Source organism: Bradyrhizobium sp. AZCC 1577 (genome assembly GCF_036924575.1).
Classification (GTDB): Bacteria; Pseudomonadota; Alphaproteobacteria; order Rhizobiales; family Xanthobacteraceae; genus Bradyrhizobium.
The window spans coordinates 6,589,975-6,611,202 of record NZ_JAZHRQ010000001.1 but is presented as its reverse complement, the minus strand read 5'-3'; the positions used below and the strand labels follow the sequence as shown (position 1 = coordinate 6,611,202).

Sequence of the window (21,228 nt, the reverse complement as noted above, 5' to 3'; positions counted from 1 at the left end):
GAATTAAGTGGAGGCTTCTGTTGCCAGGTGCCTCCGAACCCCGCCTAGCGGAGCTTAACCCGCTAGGACTTTAGATCGGTCTTTCAAACTGCGTTACGCAGCCTGAGCAACCGGAGCATAGTTGTCGTTTGCAACTATTGCATAGCCCGATAACGGCGGAACAATACCGGGAAAAAACTCGTCCTTTACGCCCTCGTCGATCCTGGTTCGCCCCCGCCGAAACCCACCACGGGAGGGGTGGGCTTGGGTGGAGGCGCCGGGTACTGCCCCCGGGTCCGAATGGTTTATTGCGACGGTCATTTATTTCCATAGCCGGCGAACCGGCACCTCCAATATAGGGTGCAGGTACGGAGAAAAACAGGGCCAAAGGCGCTGAACAGGAAGGGAACATGGACCCCAACTTTCGGTTTGCTGTCGCTCAGTTGCGGTTTCGCCACGGATTCGACGATTCCAAAAGGTGCGTCCACGTCCATTGCACGAATTATGCGCAGTTCACCGCCATCCCCAGCGCTCGACCCGCGGTCGTAACGCGATCGGCAATTCACTCGCGTGTGTTGCAGTGCTCCGACCGCAAAAGTTGCGAACTGCGCGCCCTTCATGGGGTTTGATGGCGGCTTTGGCCGCTCCGTTTACCGTCGGCTCTGGAGTGTTTGGGTTTTGCTGGCGTTGTCTGAGGAAAGTCGCTAGGCAGTTTCCGGGACAAGTATCCAGGTTATCCAAGCAAACGGGCGAGAAGCCTGTCTTGGGGAGGAGAGATATCCATGAATGCTACGCCGGGCCATGCGCCGGTCAAATCCATCATGCCGAAATGGGTTCGCAACCCGCAGGAGTTTGTCGGCGGAATTGCCCTGATGGCGATTGCCGTGTTCGCCCTCTGGGCGTCCAGCGACCTGCAGGGCATGCGCGGATTTTCGTTCGGCGCCGGCACCGCGCCGCGGATGTTCGGATTTTTGCTGCTGGGACTGGGCGCGCTCATTACCGTCGTCGGCGTTGTCACCGAAGGTCCCCATCTCGCGAAATACCATTGGCGGGGACCGTTTTTCGTGACGATCGCAATTTTGACGTTTGCCTTCACGATCAGACCCATGGGAATGATCTTTGCCGCCATGGCCGCCTTCTTGATCGCGGCATGCGGATCACCGGAAACCCGGTGGAAGGAGACGCTGATCGTTGCCGTCTGCCTGACGGCGTTTTGCAGCCTGCTGTTTCCATATGCGCTCGGACTGCCGTTGCAGCTCCTGCCCACTTTCATGATTCGGTGAGGGTGCGATGGGAGATATCTTCTCAAATCTTGGACTCGGCTTCGGCGTCGTTTTCCAGTTCGTGCAGTGGACACCCGCATTCCTTGGCGGAATTTCCATTCCGATCCCGGTCAATATTCTGCTGTGCCTGATCGGCGCACTGGTCGGTACGCTGGTTGGCGTGCTGCCCGGCATTGGCACCATCGCTACGGTGGCCATGCTGCTGCCGATCACCTTTGGCCTGCCCCCGGTAGGCGCACTGATCATGCTGGCCGGCATCTATTACGGTGCGCAATATGGCGGCTCGACCACGTCGATCCTGGTCAATATTCCAGGTGAGGCCGGCTCGGTGGTCACTGCGCTTGACGGCTTCCAGATGGCGAAGAGAGGCCGTGCCGGCCCGGCGCTCGCGATCGCCGCGATCGGATCGTTCTTCGCCGGCTGTGTCGCGACCGTGCTGATTGCCCTGCTGGGCGCGCCGCTCACCAAGATTGCGCTGGCGTTCGGTCCTGCAGAATACTTCTCGCTGATGGTGCTCGGCCTGATCTTCGCGGTTGTGCTCGCGAAAGGCTCGGTGCTGAAGGCGATCGCGATGATCGTGATGGGCCTGCTGCTTTCGATGGTCGGGTCCGACATCGAGACCGGCGCGTCTCGCATGGCCTTCAACATTCCCGAACTGGCTGACGGTCTTGGTTTTGCCACGCTGGCGATGGGATTGTTCGGCTTTGCAGAAATCATTCGCAATCTCGATGCCGGCGGCGAAACCGATCGCAAGCTGGTCCAGGAGAAGGTGTCGGGACTGATGCCGACGCGGAGGGATCTCAAGGAGACGACCCCTGCGATCCTGCGCGGCACTGTGCTCGGATCGATTCTCGGCATTCTGCCGGGCGGCGGCGCCGTGATCGCATCCTTCGCGGCATACACGCTCGAGAAGAAGGTCGCGAAAGATCCTTCGAAGTTTGGTCATGGTGAAATCCGGGGCGTCGCAGCCCCCGAGAGTGCCAACAATGCCGCCGCCCAGACCTCCTTCATCCCGTTGCTCACGCTCGGCATCCCGCCCAATGCCGTCATGGCGCTGATGGTCGGCGCAATGACGATTCACGGCATCGTGCCCGGTCCCCAGGTGATGCAGAAGCAGCCGGACCTGGTGTGGGGCATGATTGCCTCGATGTGGGTCGGCAACCTGATGCTGCTGATCATCAACCTGCCTTTGGTGGGCATTTGGGTCCGGCTGTTGCGCGTGCCGTACCGGTTGATGTTCCCGTCGATCGTGGTTTTCTGCTGTATCGGCATCTACTCCGTGAACAACGCGCCAACCGACGTCATGATCGCTGGTGCGTTCGGATTGGTCGGCTACTGGCTGATCAAGCACGATTTCGAGCCGGCCCCGTTGCTGCTCGGGATGGTGCTCGGGCCGCTGATGGAAGAAAACCTGCGCCGCGCACTCCTGATTTCGCGCGGCGACTGGTCCGTCTTCCTGACGCGACCATTGTCGGCGGTATTGATGGCGATTGCAGCCGCGTTGCTCATCCTTGCGGTGCTGCCGTCGCTGCGCAAGAAGCGCGATGAGGTGTTCGTGGAATCGGAGAACTGACCTGCGTCGGTGCGCCGCAGCCCGAAGGCTGGTCGATTTCGGGCATAATTTTCTATGCCATGGAAAATGCCGGCCGGCGGGCTCGGCATTGCAACGGATCCGGGAGATCAAAATGAATTGGTACGGTCGCTCGCTTGCGAGCGGTTTTCTGGCAGTGCTTGCGGGACTGGGCTTGTCTTTGCAGGTCCAGGCTCAGACTTATCCGACGCGCAACATCACCATGATCGTGCCGTTTGCGGCGGGTGGTCCGACGGACGTCATCGCGCGCATCGTCACCGGCCATATGGCGCAGACGCTCGGTCAAACCATCATCATCGAAAACGTGGTCGGCGCCGGCGGCACCACCGCCACCACCCGCGCCGCGCGCGCCGCCAATGACGGCTATACGCTGATCACGGGGCATATGGGCACGCATGCGGCTTCTGTGCCGCTTTATCCCAAGCTCGCCTATCACCCGGAAAAGGACTTCGAGCCGGTCGGACTGCTCGCCGGCACGCCGATCCTGATCCTGGCGCGCAAGGATTTTGCGCCAAAGGACCTCAAGGAATTCATCGCCTACGTCAAGGCGAACGAGTCCAAGGTCAACGCGGCGCATGCCGGCGTTGGCTCGGTCTCGAACGTATCGTGCGAACTGCTGAACTCGGTTCTGGGCGTCAAGCCGATCGGCGTTCCCTTCAACGGTACCGGTCCGGCGATGAACGCGCTGGTGGCCGGTCAGGTCGACTACATGTGCGACCAGATCGTCAATGCCGTGCCGCAGATCAACGGCGGCACCATCAAGGCCTACGCCGTGGCGACACCCGAGCGTAACCCGTCCTTGCCGAATGTTCCCACCACCACCGAGGCCGGCCTGCCGGCCTTCCAGGCCCAGGCATGGAACGCGATCTTCGCGCCCAAGGGAACGCCCCCGGATGTGGTCGCCAAGTTGAACGCCGCGATCGTTAAGGCGCTCGACGACGAGAATGTACGCAAGCGCCTGCTCGAACTCGGCAGCGTCATACCGCCTGCCGCCGATCGTACGCCGGCGGCGCTGGGAACGCTGGTAAAGAGCGAAATCGCGAAGTGGACACCGGTGGTCAAGCCGGTGAATTAATCCCCTGTAATCAGACGGATAGGCGAGGGGCGGAACGCGGGTTCCGCCCCTTGTCGTTTGTTCGGAGAGGGATCATTTTTCCGGGTATAATCGGGGTGCAAAGCCGAATCGGCGTGTCGATCGGATGTTCCGGCCGCTAAATTCGCCGTTCCGACAAAGGCCTGAAGCACAACCCATGAACCAGTACCACGACCTGCTCGAACGTATCCTCAGCGACGGCGCGGAGAAGCACGACCGCACCGGCACCGGCACGCTGTCGATCTTCGGTCATCAGATGCGGTTCAATCTCTCGGCCGGTTTTCCGATGCTGACCACCAAGCGGCTGCCGCTGAAGGCGATCGTGCATGAATTGCTCTGGTTCCTGGCCGGCGACACCAACATCAAATATCTCAGGGATCACGGCGTTTCGATCTGGGATGAATGGGCCGACGCCAACGGCGATCTCGGCCCGGTCTACGGATCGCAATGGCGCTCGTGGCCGGCGCCGGACGGGCGCAGCATCGACCAGATTTCCAACGTCATCGACATGATCAGGCGTAACCCGGATTCACGGCGGCTGATCGTGACCGCCTGGAATCCGGCCGATGTCGACAAGATGGCGCTGCCGCCCTGTCACTGCCTGTTTCAGTTCTATGTCGCGAACGGCAAGCTCTCCTGCCAGCTCTATCAGCGCTCAGCCGACGTGTTCCTCGGCGTGCCCTTCAACATCGCATCCTATTCGTTGCTGACGATGATGGTGGCGCAGGTGACCGGACTGAAGCCCGGTGACTTCGTGCACTCCCTGGGTGATGCGCATCTCTACTCCAACCACCTCGAGCAGGCACGTCTGCAACTGACGCGGCCGACGCGGCCGTTGCCGGTCATGAAGATCAATCCTGACGTGAAGGATATCTTCGCGTTCCGCTACGAGGATTTCGCGCTCGAAGGCTACGATCCGCACCCGCACATCAAGGCCGAAGTGGCTGTATGACCAGCGGTGTGAGCATCTGATGTCGCTGACGATCCGCCGCGCGCGCCCGGGCGAAGCAGGACTTGTCCTGTCCTTCGTTCGCGAACTCGCCGAATACGAAAAGCTGCTGCACGAAGTGGAAGCGACCGAGGCCGGTATCAATGCGGCGCTGTTCGGCGCCAATCCGCGCCTGTTCTGCGAGATCGCCGAGTGGGACGGAGAGCCGACCGGCTTCGCGGTCTGGTTCGTGAATTTTTCAACCTTCAGCGGTCGCTCCGGCATCTATCTGGAAGATCTGTTCGTCCGCCCGGCGCTGCGCGGTAAGGGAATCGGCAAGGCGCTGCTGGTGCATCTCGCGAGGGAATGCGTGGCGAACGGCTGGTCGCGCTTGCAGTGGGCGGTGCTCGACTGGAACACGCCGTCGATTGAATTCTATAAGTCGCTCGGCGCGGTCTTGATGGACGACTGGACGGTGTGCCGGGTCGGCGGTCCGGCGCTGCGCGCGTTAGCGCAAGGGGAGCGGTGATGGAAATCGTTCTTATCGTCGCTGTCGCCGAGAACGGCGTGATCGGAGCCAGGGGGGCCATTCCATGGCGGCTAAAATCCGACATGGCGCGCTTCAAGGCGCTGACCTCGGGTAAACCTGTCGTCATGGGCCGGAAGACCTTCGTCTCGATCGGCCGGCCGCTCCCCGGACGGACCAATATTGTCGTCACCCGCGACGCTGGTTTTCGCGCCGATGGCGTGGTGGTTACCCATTCGTTCAGCGACGCGAAGGCGATCGCCACCGGCGATGCACTGCGACGTTTCGCCACTGAGATCGCCGTGATCGGCGGCGCGGAAATCTACGCGCAATGGATGGACAGCGCCGATCGCCTGGAGATTACCGAGGTGCACACCCGGCCCGACGGCGATACGCGTTTCCCGGCAGTCGATGCAACCGCATGGGAAGAGGCGGCGCGCGTACGGAATCCGGCCGGTCCGGACGATAGCGCCGATTTCTCCTATGTGACATTTCGTCGGCGCCGACAGGGTTAACCTCGCTAACCAATGTTTACATTGACAATTGTGGCGTCAGGCATAGCTGCTTCGTGCAGGAAGCTTGCGTTGTAAGGGACCTAGCGGTCCCCTATAAAGCCGGGCTGATAGGCGAGGCTGGGCATCCTGCCCAAAACAGGCGGACCCGGGCCCTCGCGGAGGAGAGTTTGCATGCCGTGGAAGAATCAGGGTGGGGGTCCATGGGGCCCGGGTCCGAAGGGACCGTGGGGTTCGGGTCCGCAGTCGGGCGGGCCGAGGCCACCTGATCTTGAGGATCTGCTGCGGCGCGGCCAGGACAAGCTGCAACAGCTTCTGCCGGGCGGCCATTTCAGCGGCATGGGCATCGCGCTGGTGCTGGCCGGTGCGCTGGTGATCTGGGGATTGTCCGGATTCTTCCGCGTGCAGTCGGAAGAACTCGGTGTCGTCTTGCGCTTCGGCAAGCATGTGCGCACCGTGGAACCCGGGCTGAACTATCATCTGCCTTATCCGATCGAAACCGTGCTGCTGCCGAAGGCGCTGCGCGTCTCCACCATTTCGATCGGCATGAGCCTGATCGACGACCCGGCGCGGCGCGGCCGCACCATGCGGGACGTGCCGGAAGAAAGCCTGATGCTGACGGGCGACGAGAACATCGTCGACGTCGACTTCACGGTGCTGTGGCGGATCAAGCCCAACGGCGTGGGCAATTTCCTCTTCAACATCCAGAATCCCGAAGGCACCGTCAAGGCGGTGGCCGAAAGCGCGATGCGCGAGGTGATCGGGCGTTCGCAGATCCAGCCGATCCTCACCGGCGCCCGCAATCTGACCGAGCAGGCCGTCCACGAGCTGATGCAGAAGACGCTGGATACGTACGGATCCGGCGTTCAGATCACGCAGGTGCAGATGCAGAAGGTCGACCCGCCCGCGCAAGTGATCGACTCGTTCCGCGACGTGCAGGCCGCGCGCGCCGACTTCGAGCGGCTGCAGAACGAGGCGCAGACCTATGCCAACCGCGTCATCCCCGACGCCCGCGGCCGCGCTGCGCAGATCCTGCAGGTCGCCGAAGGTTACAGGGAACAGGCGATCGCCGAGGCCAAGGGCCAGAGCGCGCGCTTCATGAAGGTGTACGAGGAATACAACAAGGCCAAGGACGTGACGCGGCAGCGAATTTACCTGGAGACGATGGAGCGGATTCTCGGCGGCTCCGAGAAGCTGGTCTATGACGGCGGCAATTCCGCACAGAGCATCGTGCCTTATCTGCCGCTCAGTGAGTTGACGCCGCGCCGTCCGGCGCCGACGGCCGGTCAGCAGCAGCAGGGGGGCACGCGATGAGGTCCCCGGTTACAGGTATTGTCACCCTGATCCTGCTGTTCGCCCTGGTGATCGTGGGCTACAGCTCGATCTTCACGGTGTCGCAGACCGAGCAGGCGCTCGTGGTCCGGCTCGGCCGGCCGGTCGACGTCGTGTCCGAGCCGGGTCTGAACTTCAAGGCGCCGTTCATCGACACCGTCATCAGCATCGACAAGCGCATCCTCGATCTGGAAAATCCATCGCAGGAAGTCATTGCTTCCGACCAGAAACGGCTCGTCGTCGACGCCTTCGCCCGCTACCGGATCAAGAACCCGCTGCGCTTCTATCAGAGCATCGGCTCGATCCAGGCCGCCAACATCCAGCTCACCACGCTGCTGAACGCGGCGCTGCGCCGCGTGCTGGGCGAGGTCAACTTCATTACCGTGGTGCGCGACGAACGGGAAACGCTGATGACGCGGATTCGGGATCAACTCGACAGAGAGGCTGACCAATACGGCATCCAACTGGTCGATGTGCGTATCCGTCGCGCTGATCTGCCCGAGGCCAACAGCCAGGCGGTCTATCAGCGCATGCAGACCGAGCGGCAGCGCGAGGCGGCGGAGTTCCGCGCCCAGGGCGGCCAGAAGTCGCAGGAGATCCGCTCTAGGGCCGATCGCGAGGCCACCGTCATCGTCGCGGAGGCCAATTCGACCGCCGAGCAGACGCGCGGCGTGGGCGACGCCGAACGCAACCGGCTGTTCGCCGAGGCCTATGGCAGGGATGCGGAGTTCTTCGCCTTCTATCGTTCGATGTCGGCCTATGAGACCGGGCTGCGCTCCAACGATACCCGTTTCCTGCTGCGGCCCGATTCCGAGTTCTTCCGCTTCTTCGCCAATCCGTCGGGCCACCCGCCGGCGGCCGCCGCGGCCGCGGCGCCGAAGCCTTAAAGGGCCGGCCCACGGAATACGCACGTTACGGCGAAGCGGGGGGCCGCTTCGCCGGCACAAAAGCAAAGGCGCTTGAATAGTGGGGGGATGCCATCCGATGAGGTCCATTGCGTTCGCCGACTTCCTCATCGGTGTGGGCATCCTCTTTGTGCTTGAAGGCCTGATGTTCGCAGCCAGCCCGGCCTGGATGCGCCGGGCGATGAAAAGCGCATTGGCGACGCCGGACAATATCCTGCGGATCGTCGGCATCGTCTCGGCGATCATCGGCCTGCTTCTAATCTGGTTCGTACGGCGGTAAGGTTCTTCCGGCATTCCGGGATGGTCCGAAGGACCAGTCCTCAGATGCGCAATTGCGCATCGGGAATCTCGAGATTCTCGGATGTGGAAATGCACATCTTAGTTCGCTTCGCGCCCCGGAATGACGGTAATCAACGGCCGCAACTAGCTCTGGCGCCAACGAAATCGTGAGCCGAGAGCCGCCCGTTTTTCGCTGGAATGTCAGGCGCAGATGCTTGCGTCCAAGACCCGTTCGGGCGCACTGTGGGCCCAAATTTGAGCCTTTGGAGACGAGCCGACATGACCGGTGCCAGACCCGCCTTGAAAAGCCGCCTGCGCCTGATGGGGATTGCGATCTCGCTCGGTGCCGCCAGCATACTGGCTTCAGTGCCCGCCAGCGCGCGCGGGCCGGACGGTATCGCCGACATTGCCGAGAAGGTGATCGATTCCGTCGTCAATATTTCGACCTCGCAGAGCGTGGAAGCCAAGGGCGGCAGGGATACGATGCCGCAATTGCCGCCGGGCTCACCGTTCGAGGAGTTTTTTGACGACTTCTTCAAGAACCGGCGAGGCGGCCTGCCCAAGGGTGGCGACAAGAGCGGCGAAATGCAGCCGCCGCGCAAGACCAATTCGCTCGGCTCCGGTTTCATCGTCGATGCTGCCGGGGTCGTCGTCACCAACAATCACGTCATCGCGGATGCCGACGAGATCAACTTGATCATGAACGATGGCACCAAGATCAAGGCCGAACTGGTCGGCGTCGACAAGAAGACCGACATTGCGGTCTTGAAGTTCAAGCCGGTGAAGCCGGTGACCGCGGTGAAGTTCGGCGATTCCGACAAGCTGCGGCTCGGCGAATGGGTGATTGCGATCGGCAATCCGTTCAGCCTCGGCGGCTCGGTCACGGCCGGCATCGTGTCGGCGCGCAACCGCGACATCAGCCAGGGGCCGTACGACAGCTACATCCAGACCGATGCCTCCATCAACCGCGGCAATTCCGGCGGGCCGCTGTTCAACCTCGAAGGCGAAGTGGTCGGCGTCAACACGCTGATCATCTCGCCGACCGGCGGTTCGATCGGCCTCGGCTTCGCGGTGCCGTCGAAGACGGTGGCCGCCGTAGTTGATCAGCTCCGGCAGTTCGGCGAACTGCGCCGCGGCTGGCTCGGCGTGCGGATCCAGCAGGTCACCGAGGAGATCGCCGAAAGCCTCAACATCAAGCCCGCCCGCGGCGCGCTGGTCGCCGGCATTGACGACAAGGGGCCGGCCAAGCCTGCCGGCATTGAGCCCGGCGATGTCGTCGTCAAGTTCGACGGCAAGGAGGTCAAGGACCCGAAGGACCTCTCCCGCGTCGTCGCCGATACCGCCGTCGGCAAGGAAGTCGACGTGGTCATCATCCGCAAGGGCAACGAGGAAACCCGCAAGGTTACGCTCGGCCGCCTCGAGGATACCGAAAAGGTGCAGCAGGCCGCTGCCAAGACCAAGGAAGACCCTGTCGAGAAGCCGGTGACGCAAAAGGCGCTCGGCCTCGATCTTGCCGCGCTGAGCAAGGACCTGCGCACGAAGTACAAGATCAAGGAGAGCGTGAAAGGCGTCATCATAACCGGTGTCGACGGCTCCTCAGACGCCGCCGACAAGCGGCTCTCCGCCGGCGACGTCATCGTCGAGGTGGCGCAGGAAGCGGTCGCCAGCGCCGCCGACATCAAAAAGCGCGTCGATCAGCTCAAGAAGGACGGCAAGAAATCGGTGCTGCTGCTGGTGTCGAACGGCGAGGGCGAATTGCGGTTCGTGGCGCTCGGCGTGCAGTAATAGATCACGTAGCGGTTGACCCGAAAAACACTGTCGTCCCTGCGCACGCAGGGACCCATAACCACCAGCGCGGATTGTATCAAAGGCAACTGGCCCCATCGCATCATGGACGGGCCGCGGCGTATGGGTCCCTGCGTGCGCAGGGACGACGCAAGAGTTCTTATCCCCCCACAAACTCCTCGCGCCGATATCCCTGTGCATAGAGCAGCGCAGTGAGGTCGCCGTAGTCGATCCGCGCGGCGGCAGCGGCGGCCACCGCCGGCTTGGCGTGATAGGCGACCCCTAACCCCGCCGCCTGGATCATGCCGAGGTCATTGGCGCCGTCGCCGATCACCAGCGTGTCGATCTCGTCGAGATCGAAGGATTCGCGAAGCTCGATGAGCGTAGCCAATTTGGCGGCGCGGCCGAGGATTGGCTCGGCAACCTCGCCGCTGAATTTGCCGTCCCGCACCTTCAACTCGTTGGCGCGGTTTTCCTGGAAACCGATCTTGGCCGCGACCGCATGGGTGAACAGCGTGAAGCCGCCGGAGATCAGGCAGGTCCAGGCGCCGTTGGCGCGCATGGTGGAAACCAACTCACGGCCTCCCGGTGTCGGCGTGATGCGCTTTGCCAGGACTTCGTCGACCACGCCGACGGGCAGGTCCTTCAGGAGCGCGACACGCTCGCGCAGCGCCGGCTCGAATTCGATCTCGCCGCGCATCGCGCGCTCGGTGATGCCTGCGACATGCGCCTTCAGCCCGGCGAAGTCAGCCAGCTCGTCGATGCATTCCTGGCCGATCATGGTGGAGTCCATGTCGGCGAGAAAAAGCTTCTTGCGCCTGAACGCGGCAGGCTGCACGACGATGTCGATCGGCAGGTCACCGCGCGCCTGTTGCAGGCGGGTCTCGATCGCTTTGATCTCGTCCGGGCTCTTGACCTGGCTGTCGAAGGGAATGTCGACTGCCACTTCGTCGAACAGCCATTGCGCCGTTCCCGGCGACGGGAGAACGGCCAGCGCGCCGTCGACGACGGTGGTGTCGAGCGCGGGGTTGGCCGGATTGCAGATCAGGGTGGCGACCAGGGACATGCAGACGTATCAGCTAGATTTGAGCAAGGCCGTGCTTATCGCAGGGCCGACCGCCAGCGGCAAGTCGGCCCTGGCGCTCGAATTGGCCCAAAAGACCGGCGGCGTCGTCATCAACACCGATTCGATGCAGGTCTACCGCGATCTCTGCATCATCACGGCACGGCCGACGCCGGAGGAGGAGGCGCGCGTGCCGCACCGGCTCTACGGCCATGTCGACGCATCGGTCAATTTCTCGGCCGGAGCGTGGGTGACGGATGCGGGAAAGGTGCTCGCAGAGGCGCGCGCGGAAAAGCGGCTGCCAATCTTCGTCGGCGGGTCCGGCCTTTATTTCAAGGCATTGACGCGCGGTCTCTCCGCGGTGCCGCCGATCCCCGCCGAGGTTCGCGATGCCGTTCGGGCGCGGCTGGAACGCGACGGCGTTGAAGCGCTGCACACTGAGCTGACGCGGCGCGATCCCGTCTCCGCCGAGCGCCTGAAGCCGCGCGACCGCACCCGGATTGCCCGCGCCCTGGAAGTCGTGGAAGCCACCGGCCGCGCACTGCCGGACTGGCATCGCGAGGGCCTGCCGCCGCTGCTGCCTCGGAGCGAGTTCTCGGCGCTGTTCCTTGCGCCTGAGCGCGAAAAGCTTTACGCGCGGATCGATGCGCGATTCGGCGCGATGCTGGCCGCGGGCGCGCTGGACGAGGTCGCAGCGCTTGCCGGGCGAAAGCTCGATCCCCTGCTGCCGGCGATGAAGGCCCATGGCGTGCCGGCGCTGATCCGGCACCTCAGGGGAGAAATCACGCGCGAGGAGGCCGCCGAAATCGGCCGCGCCGACACCCGCCATTATGCAAAACGGCAGTTCACGTGGTTCAGGCATCAACTGCCGGAGTTCGAATGGGTGACGCCGGAGGCGGCGGGTCTGGTCCTTCGGACCATCCCGGAATGACGTCGGCTTAACGGCCTCGCATGGCTGCACGCATAAAATTCCCCCTCGCCGAATGCCCGGAACACCGCTACAATGCCTAAATCGCGCCGAGAGCGTCCGTCCCTTGACTTCCGGGGGCCGAACGGTATAACCCGCGCAACCTTTGGGAAGTCCGGGCCGCAAAATGCGTAACATTATTACCAAACTGCTTATCGTCGTCGTACCCAGGCACACCGCCGGGGATGGCTAGCGGCCATCCAAATTCAGGCGGTGTGCATGGGGCCTCTCGGGCCCTTTTTTATTTCCCAAAACAGACAACCGAAAGAAGCCGCGCCGACAAGCGCATCCGGAGCAGACCATGACCGACAAGAGCAACGACCCCAATCAGATGACCGGCGCCGCGATGATCGTGCGCGCGCTCATCGATCACGGTGTCCAGCACATCTTCGGCTATCCCGGCGGCGCGGTGCTTCCGATCTATGACGAGATTTTCCAGCAGAGCGACGTTGAGCACATCCTGGTGCGGCACGAGCAGGGCGCCGGCCATGCGGCGGAGGGCTACGCGCGCTCGACTGGCAAGCCGGGCGTGGTGCTGGTGACGTCAGGCCCAGGCGCCACCAACATGGTGACGCCGCTGACGGATGCGCTGATGGATTCGATCCCGCTGGTGTGCATCACCGGCCAGGTGCCGACGCACCTGATCGGCAACGACGCGTTCCAGGAATGCGACACCGTCGGCATCACCCGTCCCTGCACCAAGCACAACTGGCTGGTGCGCGACGTCAACGATCTGGCCAAGGTGCTGCACGAGGCGTTCTACGTTGCGACCACGGGCCGTCCCGGACCCGTCGTGGTCGACGTGCCCAAGGACGTGCAGTTTGCGGTCGGCACCTATCATCCGCCGCGCAAATCCGACGTGCATGTGTCCTATACCCCGCGGGTGAAAGGCGATGCGGCACAGATCCGAAAAGCGGTGGCGCTGTTGGCTGCCGCAAAGCGCCCGGTGATCTATTCCGGCGGCGGCGTCATCAATTCCGGACCCGAGGCGTCGAAGCTGTTGCGCGAGTTGGTCGAGGTCACTGGCTTTCCGATCACCTCGACACTGATGGGCCTCGGCGCCTATCCGGCAACCGGCAAGAACTGGCTCGGCATGCTCGGCATGCACGGCACCTACGAGGCCAACATGGCGATGCATGGTTGTGACGTCATGCTGTGCGTCGGCGCGCGCTTCGACGACCGCATCACCGGCCGGACCGACGCATTCTCGCCAGGCTCGAAGAAGATCCACGTTGATATAGATCCGTCCTCGATCAACAAGAACATCCGCGTCGACGTGCCGATCATCGGCGACGCCGGCAATGTGCTCGGCGACCTGCTGCAGGTGTTCAGGGCGGAGGCGAAGAAGCCTGACATCAAGAGCTGGTGGCAGGAGATCGCCACCTGGCGCGCGCGCAATTCGCTCGCTTACAAGAAGAGCAACGACGTCATCCTGCCGCAATACGCCATTCAGAAGCTGTTCGAGGCGACGCGCGGCCATGACACCTACATCACCACCGAAGTCGGCCAGCATCAGATGTGGGCGGCGCAGTTCTTCGGTTTTGAGGAGCCGCATCGCTGGATGACGTCGGGCGGTCTCGGCACCATGGGCTACGGCCTGCCGGCAGCGCTCGGCGTGCAGGTTGCGCACCCTGACAGCCTCGTGATCGACATTGCCGGCGACGCCTCGGTGCAGATGACGATGCAGGAGATGTCGACGGCGGTTCAGTTTGAACTGCCGATCAAGATCTTCATCCTGAACAACCAGTACATGGGCATGGTGCGGCAGTGGCAGCAGCTCCTGCATGGCAACCGGCTGTCGCATTCTTACTCCGAGGCGCTGCCGGATTTCGTCAAGCTCGCCGATGCGTTCGGCTGCGTCGGCATCCAGGCGATCAAGCCCGGCGATCTCGACGGTGCGCTCAAGGAGATGATCAAGGTCAAGCGTCCGGTGCTGTTCGATTGCCGCGTCGCCGCGCTGGAAAACTGCTTCCCGATGATTCCGTCCGGCAAGGCGCACAACGAAATGCTGCTGCCGGCGGAAGCAACCGATGAAGCCACCGCCGCGGCGTTCGCCGGCGGCAAGGCGCTGGTGTGAGAATGCGAGACAAGGGTTCGCTGTGAGGACGCGAGACAAAAATTCCGCTGTCATCGCCCGGCGAAAGCGCGAAGCGCGTCTTCACGCAGAAGTCCGGGCGATCCAGTACGCCGGAACGTCTCCGCTAATCTCGGGCGCCTCTGGAATACTGGATCCCCGCCTTCGCGGGGATGACGAGCCTATGAGAGGATCGAGAAGTGTTTGACCTCAGAGAGCTCGAACGCGCGCACGAGATTGTGGGGCAGGCGGTGCCGCCGACGCCGGCTCATGCCTGGCCGCTGCTCGGCGACCGGCTCGGCACCACGATTGTTGTCAAGCACGAGAACCATACCCCGACTAGCGCTTTCAAGGTGCGCGGCGGGCTGATCTACCTTGAACGCCTGAAGCGTGAACGGCCCAACACGCCCGGGATCATTTCGGCGACGCGCGGCAATCATGGACAGAGTCTCGCGTTTGCGGCGAGCCGTCACGGCGTGCCGGTGACGATCTATGTCCCGCACGGCAATTCGGTCGAGCAAAATCGCGCGATACGCGGATTTGGCGCCGAGCTTGTCGAGCACGGCGAGGATTTTCAGGCGGCGCGCGAGGAAGCCTATCGTCGCGCGGAGATCAATGGGCTGGAAATCGTGCCGGCCTTCCATCCCGATCTCGTCCTGGGTGTTGCGACCTATGCGCTCGAACTATTGCGAAAGGCGCCGGATCTCGACGTTCTCTATGTTCCGATCGGGCAGGGCTCCGGCATTTGCGGCTGCATCCTGGCGCGCGATCTGCTGGGTTTGAAGACGGAAATCGTTGGCGTGCAATCGACCGAAGCGCCCTCTTATGCGCTCTCGTTCGTGGCCGGCGGCGTCGTAACGACCGAAACCAGCAACACGCGCGCCGATGGCGTAGCGACACGCATTCCCGATGCCGACGCGGTCGCGATCATCTGCAAGGGCGCTTCCCGCGTCGTGCAGGTCACGGACGATGAAATCGCCTCGGCGATGCGGGCTTACTGGACCGATACGCACAATCTTGCGGAAGGCGCCGGCGCGGCTGCACTCGCGGCAGCCCTGCAGGAGAAGAAGAAACTTCAAGGTAAGCGCGTTGGCCTTGTTTTGAGCGGTGGCAACATCGATTTTGACCGATTTCACCACTGGGTCGGGCCGGATGCCGCTGCCGCAGATCAGCGGGCGATGACGTGACAAAGAAGGAATCCGAGGGGACGACAATGAATCAGCCCGCATCCGCCTACTTTCTGGAAGAGCGCCACGATCCCAACGAGACGCATACGCTCTCGGTGCTGGTGCAGAACGAGCCCGGCGTGCTCGCGCGCGTGATCGGCCTGTTTTCGGGGCGCGGTTACAACATCGACAGTCTCACCGTCTCCGAAACCGAGAGCCACAAGCATCTCTCGCGCATCACCATCGTCACGACGGGTACACCGACGGTGATCGAGCAGATCAAGCACCAGCTCGACCGCATGATCCCGGTCTACCGCGTCGTCGACATGACGATTACCGGCCGCTCGATCGAGCGGGAACTCGCCATGGTGAAGGTGCGTGGCCGCGGCGACAGCCGGGTCGAGGCGTTGCGGCTGGCGGACGCGTTCCGTGCCCGCGTGATCGACGCCACGACCGAGAGTTTTGTGTTCGAGATCACAGGCAATTCATCCAAGATCAGTGAATTTATCGACCTGATGCGCCCGCTCGGCCTTGTCGAGGTGTCGCGCACTGGCGTTGCCGCGATCGGGCGTGGGCCTGAGGGGATGTGAACATGCTGGCGCGGGACTGGTATTACACTCAAAGGCGGCGGCTCGGGCTCGATTCGGCGGTCGCCTCGATCTACGACCGGCATGACAACAGCGACGATCGCGCGCGGGCCGCGCTCACCATGCTCGGCGTGCAGCGCGGCTGGCGCGTGGCCGATATCGGTTGCGGCAACGGTGTACTGGCCTGCGAAGCGGCGTTGATGGGGGCCGAGGTCGACGCAATAGATATTTCGCCGGCGATGCTGGCGCTCGCCAATATCCAGGCCCGCGACCGCAAGGTTGCGATCCGCACCCAGCCGGCAGGCTTGCTGAGCTTTGCCTACCAGCCCAATTCCTACGACCTGATCGTCAGCGAATTCACGCTGCACCATCTGCCTGACTTCTGGAAGGCGGTGGCGCTGGCAAGGATCTATGCCGCGCTGAAGCCCGGCGCGAATTTCTACCTGCGCGACATCGTATTCGTCAGCATGCCCGACGGCACCGAGCGCGATGTCGAGCAGTGGGCCGATTTCACCATCAAGAACCACGATTTCCAGCGCGACGGCGTGGTCACCCATATGCGCGACGAGTACTCGACCTTCGGCTGGGTGATCGAGCGCATGCTGACCGATATCGGCTTCACGCTGGAATCGGTCGACTACCACGCGCCGCTGCACGGCACCTATATCCTGCGCAAACCAAAGCCGGATCAACAGAGCTAGAAAAAATGAAACCGGCCGATGTTTGCATCGCCGTATTGGTGGCGGTGATCTGGGGGCTTGCTTTTGTGGCCAGCCGGATCGCGCTCGACGAGTTTTCGCCGGAATTGATGACGACGCTGCGCTTTTCCATCGCGGCCTTGCCCTGCCTGTTCGTGGCGCGGCCCAAGGTTTCCTGGACGGTGCTGGTCGCGATCAGCTTCACCTTGTTCCTCGGCCAGTTTCTTGCCCAGGCCTTTGCCATTGCGCTCGGCGTTCCGGTCGGTCTCTCCAGCGTGATCGTGCAGAGCCAGGCGCTATTCACCATCGGCTTTGCCGCGCTGTTGTTTCGCGAGCGGCCGAGCGCGGGGCAGACAGTCGGCATTGCTATCGCCACCGCAGGCCTGCTGATGATCTGCGGCACCGTCGGCTACGATTTCAGCGTCAGCGCCTTCGCGATCTTGATGATCTCGCCGCTCAGCTTCGCGGCCGGCAACCTGCTGCTGCGGCATGCGCAGGGCGTGCCGATGTTCGACCTGTTCGCGTGGCTGTGTCTGGTCGCGGCAGTTCCGCTGTTTGCGTTGACGCTGGTCAGCAACGGCCCGCAGCCGACCTGGCATGCGCTGACCCACATGTCCCTCACCGGTTTGTTGTGCATGATTGGCCTCGGCGCCGTCTCCACCAGCATCGCCTACTGGCTGTGGGGCCGGCTGCTGCGGGATTACCCGGCGGCGCAAGTGGTGCCGTTCGCGCTGTTGGTCCCGTTCGTCGGTTCCGCTGCATCGAGCGTCGTGTTCGGCGAAACCTTTGGGCCGCTACGGCTTGGCGGCATGGTCACCGTCGTCGGCGGCATCGCCGTCATGTTGCTCTCCAAAAGTACCAAGGCTTCAGAAAAACAAGTTCTGCCAAAGATCGCATGAGGCCCCCATGTCGCAATCGCTGCTGATCGCCTTCATCATGTTCGCCACCGTGATGTTCTTCACGCCGGGGCCGAACAACATCATGCTGCTGTCGTCGGGGCTCACCTACGGCTTCCGTCCGACCATCCCGCACATCATGGGAATCACGGTCGGTTTTGCCTTCATGGTCGGCGCCGTCGGCCTCGGGCTCGGGACCATCTTCATCGCCTATCCGGTGCTGCAGACCATCCTGAAATATGCCGGCGTGGCCTACCTGATCTATCTGGCCTGGGCGATCGCGATGTCCGAGCCGCCGTCGGCGGATCAGGACAGCCGGGGTCGTCCGATGACGTTCTGGGGCGCGGCGATGTTCCAGTGGGTCAACGCCAAGGGCTGGGTCATGGTGATCGGCACCATCACCGCCTATGCGGCGATCGCCGCCTATCCCTGGAATATCGCGATCCAGGTCGGCTTAAGCCTGCTCCTGGGCATCCTGTCTTGCACGGCATGGGCCCTGTTCGGCACCGCCCTGCGGCCGATCCTGACCTCCCGCCGGGCGGTGCGCGCCTTCAATATCGTGATGGCGGTGCTGCTCCTGGCCTCGCTCTATCCGGTCTTCATGGACGCATGATGCCGCACCGGGCCATGCATAAACGGGTTTCCCCTTCGAGGGAAAATGCTCTAGACAACGCCGGAAATTCGCGGGCGACCGGCGGTCCCACCTGTCCAAATGACTGATTAACCGGCCCTTTTTGGCCATCGATTGAGGAAACGACCATGCGTGTTTATTACGATCGCGACGCCGACCTGAACCTGATCAAGGGCAAAAAGGTCGTCATCGTCGGCTATGGCAGTCAGGGCCACGCCCATGCGCTGAACCTGAAGGACTCCGGCGTCAAGGAAGTGGCGATTGCGCTGCGCAAGGGCTCGGCCTCTGCCAAGAAGGCGGAAGCCGCCGGCTTCAAGGTGATGGAAGTCGCCGAGGCCGCGAAATGGGCCGACCTCGTCATGATGCTGACCCCGGACGAACTGCAGGGCGACATCTACCGCGAGCACCTGCACGACAACATGAAGAAGGGTGCGGCGCTGGTATTCGCGCACGGCCTCAACGTCCATTTCAACCTGCTCGATCCCCGCGCCGACCTCGACGTGCTGATGATCGCCCCGAAGGGCCCCGGCCATACCGTGCGCTCGGAATATCAGCGCGGCGGCGGCGTGCCCTGCCTGATCGCGATCGCCAAGGACGTCTCCGGCAATGCCCATGACCTGGGCTTGAGCTATGCCTCGGCGATCGGCGGCGGCCGCGCCGGCATCATCGAGACCACCTTCAAGGAAGAGTGCGAGACCGATCTGTTCGGTGAGCAGGTGGTGCTCTGCGGCGGCCTGGTCGAACTGATCAAGGGCGGCTACGAGACGCTGGTCGAAGCCGGCTACGCGCCCGAGATGGCTTATTTCGAGTGCCTGCACGAGGTGAAGCTGATCGTCGACCTGATCTATGAAGGCGGCATCGCCAACATGAACTACTCGATCTCCAACACCGCCGAGTACGGCGAATACGTCACCGGCCCGCGTATCGTCACCGACGAGACCAAGAAGGAGATGAAGCGGGTGCTCAACGACATCCAGTCCGGCAAGTTCGCCCGCGACTGGATGCTGGAGAACAAGGTCAACCAGACCTCGTTCAAAGCGACCCGCGCCAAGCTCGCCCAGCACCCGATCGAGGAAGTCGGCGCCAAGCTCCGCGACATGATGCCGTGGATCAAGAAGGGCGCGCTGGTCGACAAGACGAAGAACTGACGGTGTCGTTCCCCGGATGCAGCGCAGCACGCTAGTGATGCGCTGCTGGTCCGGGGTCCATCGAAGCGGTCCCGGCTCTGCGGCGCATCGCACCGGATGATGCTTCGCATCGCGGGGAGCGCGCGGCACCGCGTCCGGGGCACGAGAGCATTCAGTGGCCGGTTCGATGCATTACCGGCATACCAATTTTTAAGCCTTGCTCGGTATATCCGGCGAGATCGCACAAGCGGTCTCGCCGTTTCCTCGAAGGGTTGCTGCTTCAAGCACATTCTTCAACCCGCCGCTCGAAGCGCGCCAGCCGAGCCGAAACGAAGAACTGACGCCTAATGCACATTCTTGGGCAGGAAGCAGTTCAACAATTACATTAGCGACGGAAAGATCAGCGTTTACCGAGTCAAAGCTCGGTTGCCTAATGTGCATTCTCGTTCGTCAAACGAGAATCGAAGTTCGCCCTGATCCAGGCTCGGTGCCGTGACGACGGCGCCGCTCAATTCGTCCGGATGATTGGTTCTTTCTCGATCTTGTTGTGCAACTGCCAGAAGCGGACGGTGCGCTGGGCCGTCTCCATCGACAGTTTCCGGTAGTCGCGCTGCGCGATCTCCAGCGTCTGCTCGCTGATCGGATGCGCCGGGCGGTTGCGCAGGATCGACTCGACCGTCGGCCAGTTCAGCCGTGCTGAGCGGCAGGGAATCAGGATCAGGTCGGCGCGCGGCCCTTCCATCAGCTTCGCTGTCATCTCGACCGGCATGTCGTTGAGGACGGCAAGTGCGACCGTCACTTCGTCGAACTTGTTCGACTCCGCGAATTTGTACACCGCCGCGTCGTCGAGCTCGTTCAGCCCCTTCATCAGCTTCACGAGTTCCTCGGCGACTCCGAAACTCCGGCTCGGTGGCGGGGCCTCGCGGGCGACCTCGTTCAGGACCCGCTTGATCTCTTCCTGGAGCGCGGGCGGCGCGATGGCCAGAAGCCGGGTGCGAACGGTCTCCTTGGCGCGGCGCAGCAGGTCCGCAATGAACTTTGCCGGGAAATCGGCGCGAAGGCCGAGGATTTCGACCAGTTCGTCGTCGGCGCCGGCGCGGGCGACGATGGTGGAATAGCCCTGGTCGGAAAACTTGGCGCCGGCATTGTTGGCGAGCTTGCGGATCACCTGGCCTTCGCCGCGGTCGACGATGACGTCGGTCACGGCCGCGGGCAGTTCGGCGCGGCCGGAAATGGCGAGCAGGTGATCCTGTCCCTTGCTGCTGGCGATCTCGACCAGCACGTCGGTGCCGAGCCGGCTGGAATGGGCCAGCACGTTGCCGGCGACCTCGATCTCGTCATCCCAGGCGAGATGCTGGATGACTTCGAACGGAGCGTAGTCGAGCGGCGCCAGCCGCTTGGAAAGCTCGGCCTTCGCCCGCGTCTCGACGCGCGCGATCAGGAGGCAGAGCACGTCGTCGAAGACCTTGACCTGGTCGTCGCTGAGGCGTTCTCCGTCATGGAGGAAGAGATCGGTGACCTGCCGCAGGGTCTCCACCCGCTTGGCGGATGAGCCGCCTCTGACAGCATCCTCAAGTTCGGCAATGATCGAGTGCGCCGGCTGTTGCACCATTGTGGGCAGCCTGTCTGTTGTTGAAGGGTTCGCGCCCACAATGGCCGGCCGAGCCTTACACCCGCGTTAAGGGCGGGGACCCGGTAGAACACAGATCGACTGCATTGGAATCGGGCAATGCATCGGCCGCGGTTGTTGTGGACAGGCGCATGTCGAAGCAGGCCGCGCATTGCAAATTTTGCGTTCTGAATTGC

The 21,228-nt window shown here is 62.9% G+C and carries 20 protein-coding genes and 1 other RNA gene; 18 read left to right on the top strand and 3 right to left on the bottom strand.

Translation table 11 applies throughout. From position 1 onward, the window contains the following. Positions 1-6: 6 nt before the first annotated feature. Positions 7-364: a transfer-messenger RNA gene (gene ssrA / locus V1278_RS31215) on the bottom strand. A gap of 397 nt (positions 365-761) precedes the next feature. On the opposite strand from ssrA, the gene V1278_RS31210 reads away from it, so the two are divergent. From V1278_RS31210 to V1278_RS31165, 10 genes are all read left to right on the top strand, one after another. Further along, positions 762-1,262 carry a tripartite tricarboxylate transporter TctB family protein gene (locus tag V1278_RS31210; RefSeq protein WP_334367480.1) on the top strand — a complete coding sequence of 167 codons (501 nt, stop codon included), beginning with the start codon at positions 762-764 and terminating at the stop codon, positions 1,260-1,262. A 7-nt stretch (positions 1,263-1,269) separates the two neighbouring features. After that, positions 1,270-2,835 carry a tripartite tricarboxylate transporter permease gene (locus V1278_RS31205; RefSeq protein ID WP_334367481.1) on the top strand — a complete coding sequence of 522 codons (1,566 nt, stop codon included), beginning with the start codon at positions 1,270-1,272 and terminating at the stop codon, positions 2,833-2,835. Positions 2,836-2,947: 112 nt separating this feature from the next. Then, positions 2,948-3,928, top strand: a complete 981-nt coding sequence (locus tag V1278_RS31200) for a tripartite tricarboxylate transporter substrate binding protein BugD (RefSeq protein ID WP_334383394.1) — start codon at positions 2,948-2,950, stop codon at positions 3,926-3,928. A 175-nt stretch (positions 3,929-4,103) separates the two neighbouring features. Next, on the top strand, positions 4,104-4,898 hold the full coding sequence (locus V1278_RS31195) for a thymidylate synthase (RefSeq protein WP_334383393.1): 795 nt from the start codon (positions 4,104-4,106) through the stop codon (positions 4,896-4,898). A gap of 19 nt (positions 4,899-4,917) precedes the next feature. Then, positions 4,918-5,403: a GNAT family N-acetyltransferase gene (locus V1278_RS31190; RefSeq protein ID WP_334367484.1), complete on the top strand. Its 486-nt coding sequence runs from the start codon at positions 4,918-4,920 to the stop codon at positions 5,401-5,403. Further along, a complete protein-coding gene (locus V1278_RS31185; protein WP_334383392.1) occupies positions 5,403-5,915 on the top strand; it encodes a dihydrofolate reductase in 513 nt (170 codons plus the stop codon). Before V1278_RS31190 ends, V1278_RS31185 begins: the two co-directional genes overlap by 1 nt. A gap of 171 nt (positions 5,916-6,086) precedes the next feature. Further along, entirely contained in the window at positions 6,087-7,226 is a 1,140-nt protein-coding gene (gene hflK, locus V1278_RS31180) for an FtsH protease activity modulator HflK (protein WP_334367486.1), read from the top strand. Next, positions 7,223-8,131, top strand: a complete 909-nt coding sequence (hflC, locus tag V1278_RS31175; protein ID WP_334383391.1) for a protease modulator HflC — start codon at positions 7,223-7,225, stop codon at positions 8,129-8,131. Before hflK ends, hflC begins: the two co-directional genes overlap by 4 nt. A gap of 97 nt (positions 8,132-8,228) precedes the next feature. Further along, a complete protein-coding gene (locus V1278_RS31170) occupies positions 8,229-8,429 on the top strand; it encodes a DUF2065 domain-containing protein (protein ID WP_213287716.1) in 201 nt (66 codons plus the stop codon). Between the two features lie 278 nt (positions 8,430-8,707). Beyond that, a complete protein-coding gene (locus tag V1278_RS31165; RefSeq protein ID WP_334367488.1) occupies positions 8,708-10,213 on the top strand; it encodes a Do family serine endopeptidase in 1,506 nt (501 codons plus the stop codon). A gap of 160 nt (positions 10,214-10,373) precedes the next feature. Here V1278_RS31165 and serB read toward each other — a convergent pair whose 3' ends face one another. Further along, entirely contained in the window at positions 10,374-11,279 is a 906-nt protein-coding gene (gene serB, locus V1278_RS31160) for a phosphoserine phosphatase SerB (RefSeq protein WP_334367489.1), read from the bottom strand. Here serB and miaA point away from each other — a divergent pair. From miaA to ilvC, 8 genes are all read left to right on the top strand, one after another. Beyond that, the gene (gene miaA / locus V1278_RS31155; protein ID WP_334367490.1) at positions 11,278-12,207 is read left to right on the top strand and encodes a tRNA (adenosine(37)-N6)-dimethylallyltransferase MiaA; all 930 of its coding nucleotides are present in this window, start codon (positions 11,278-11,280) and stop codon (positions 12,205-12,207) included. The genes serB and miaA overlap by 2 nt on opposite strands. A 337-nt stretch (positions 12,208-12,544) precedes the next feature. After that, a complete protein-coding gene (locus V1278_RS31150) occupies positions 12,545-14,320 on the top strand; it encodes an acetolactate synthase 3 large subunit (RefSeq protein ID WP_334367491.1) in 1,776 nt (591 codons plus the stop codon). 197 nt (positions 14,321-14,517) lie between these two features. Further along, on the top strand, positions 14,518-15,504 hold the full coding sequence (locus tag V1278_RS31145; RefSeq protein WP_334367492.1) for a threonine dehydratase: 987 nt from the start codon (positions 14,518-14,520) through the stop codon (positions 15,502-15,504). A gap of 26 nt (positions 15,505-15,530) precedes the next feature. Then, positions 15,531-16,073, top strand: a complete 543-nt coding sequence (ilvN, locus tag V1278_RS31140) for an acetolactate synthase small subunit (RefSeq protein WP_334367494.1) — start codon at positions 15,531-15,533, stop codon at positions 16,071-16,073. Positions 16,074-16,075: 2 nt separating this feature from the next. Then, positions 16,076-16,771, top strand: coding sequence for a class I SAM-dependent methyltransferase (locus tag V1278_RS31135; protein WP_334367495.1), 696 nt, complete (start codon positions 16,076-16,078; stop codon positions 16,769-16,771). Positions 16,772-16,776: 5 nt separating this feature from the next. Further along, a complete protein-coding gene (locus V1278_RS31130) occupies positions 16,777-17,667 on the top strand; it encodes an EamA family transporter (RefSeq protein WP_334383390.1) in 891 nt (296 codons plus the stop codon). A gap of 7 nt (positions 17,668-17,674) precedes the next feature. After that, entirely contained in the window at positions 17,675-18,277 is a 603-nt protein-coding gene (locus V1278_RS31125; RefSeq protein ID WP_065749545.1) for a LysE family translocator, read from the top strand. 146 nt (positions 18,278-18,423) lie between these two features. Then, a complete protein-coding gene (gene ilvC, locus V1278_RS31120; RefSeq protein WP_213287708.1) occupies positions 18,424-19,443 on the top strand; it encodes a ketol-acid reductoisomerase in 1,020 nt (339 codons plus the stop codon). 487 nt (positions 19,444-19,930) lie between these two features. Here ilvC and V1278_RS31115 read toward each other — a convergent pair whose 3' ends face one another. Continuing rightward, the gene (locus V1278_RS31115) at positions 19,931-21,034 is read right to left on the bottom strand and encodes a DUF2336 domain-containing protein (RefSeq protein WP_334383389.1); all 1,104 of its coding nucleotides are present in this window, start codon (positions 21,032-21,034) and stop codon (positions 19,931-19,933) included. Positions 21,035-21,228 lie beyond the last annotated feature (194 nt).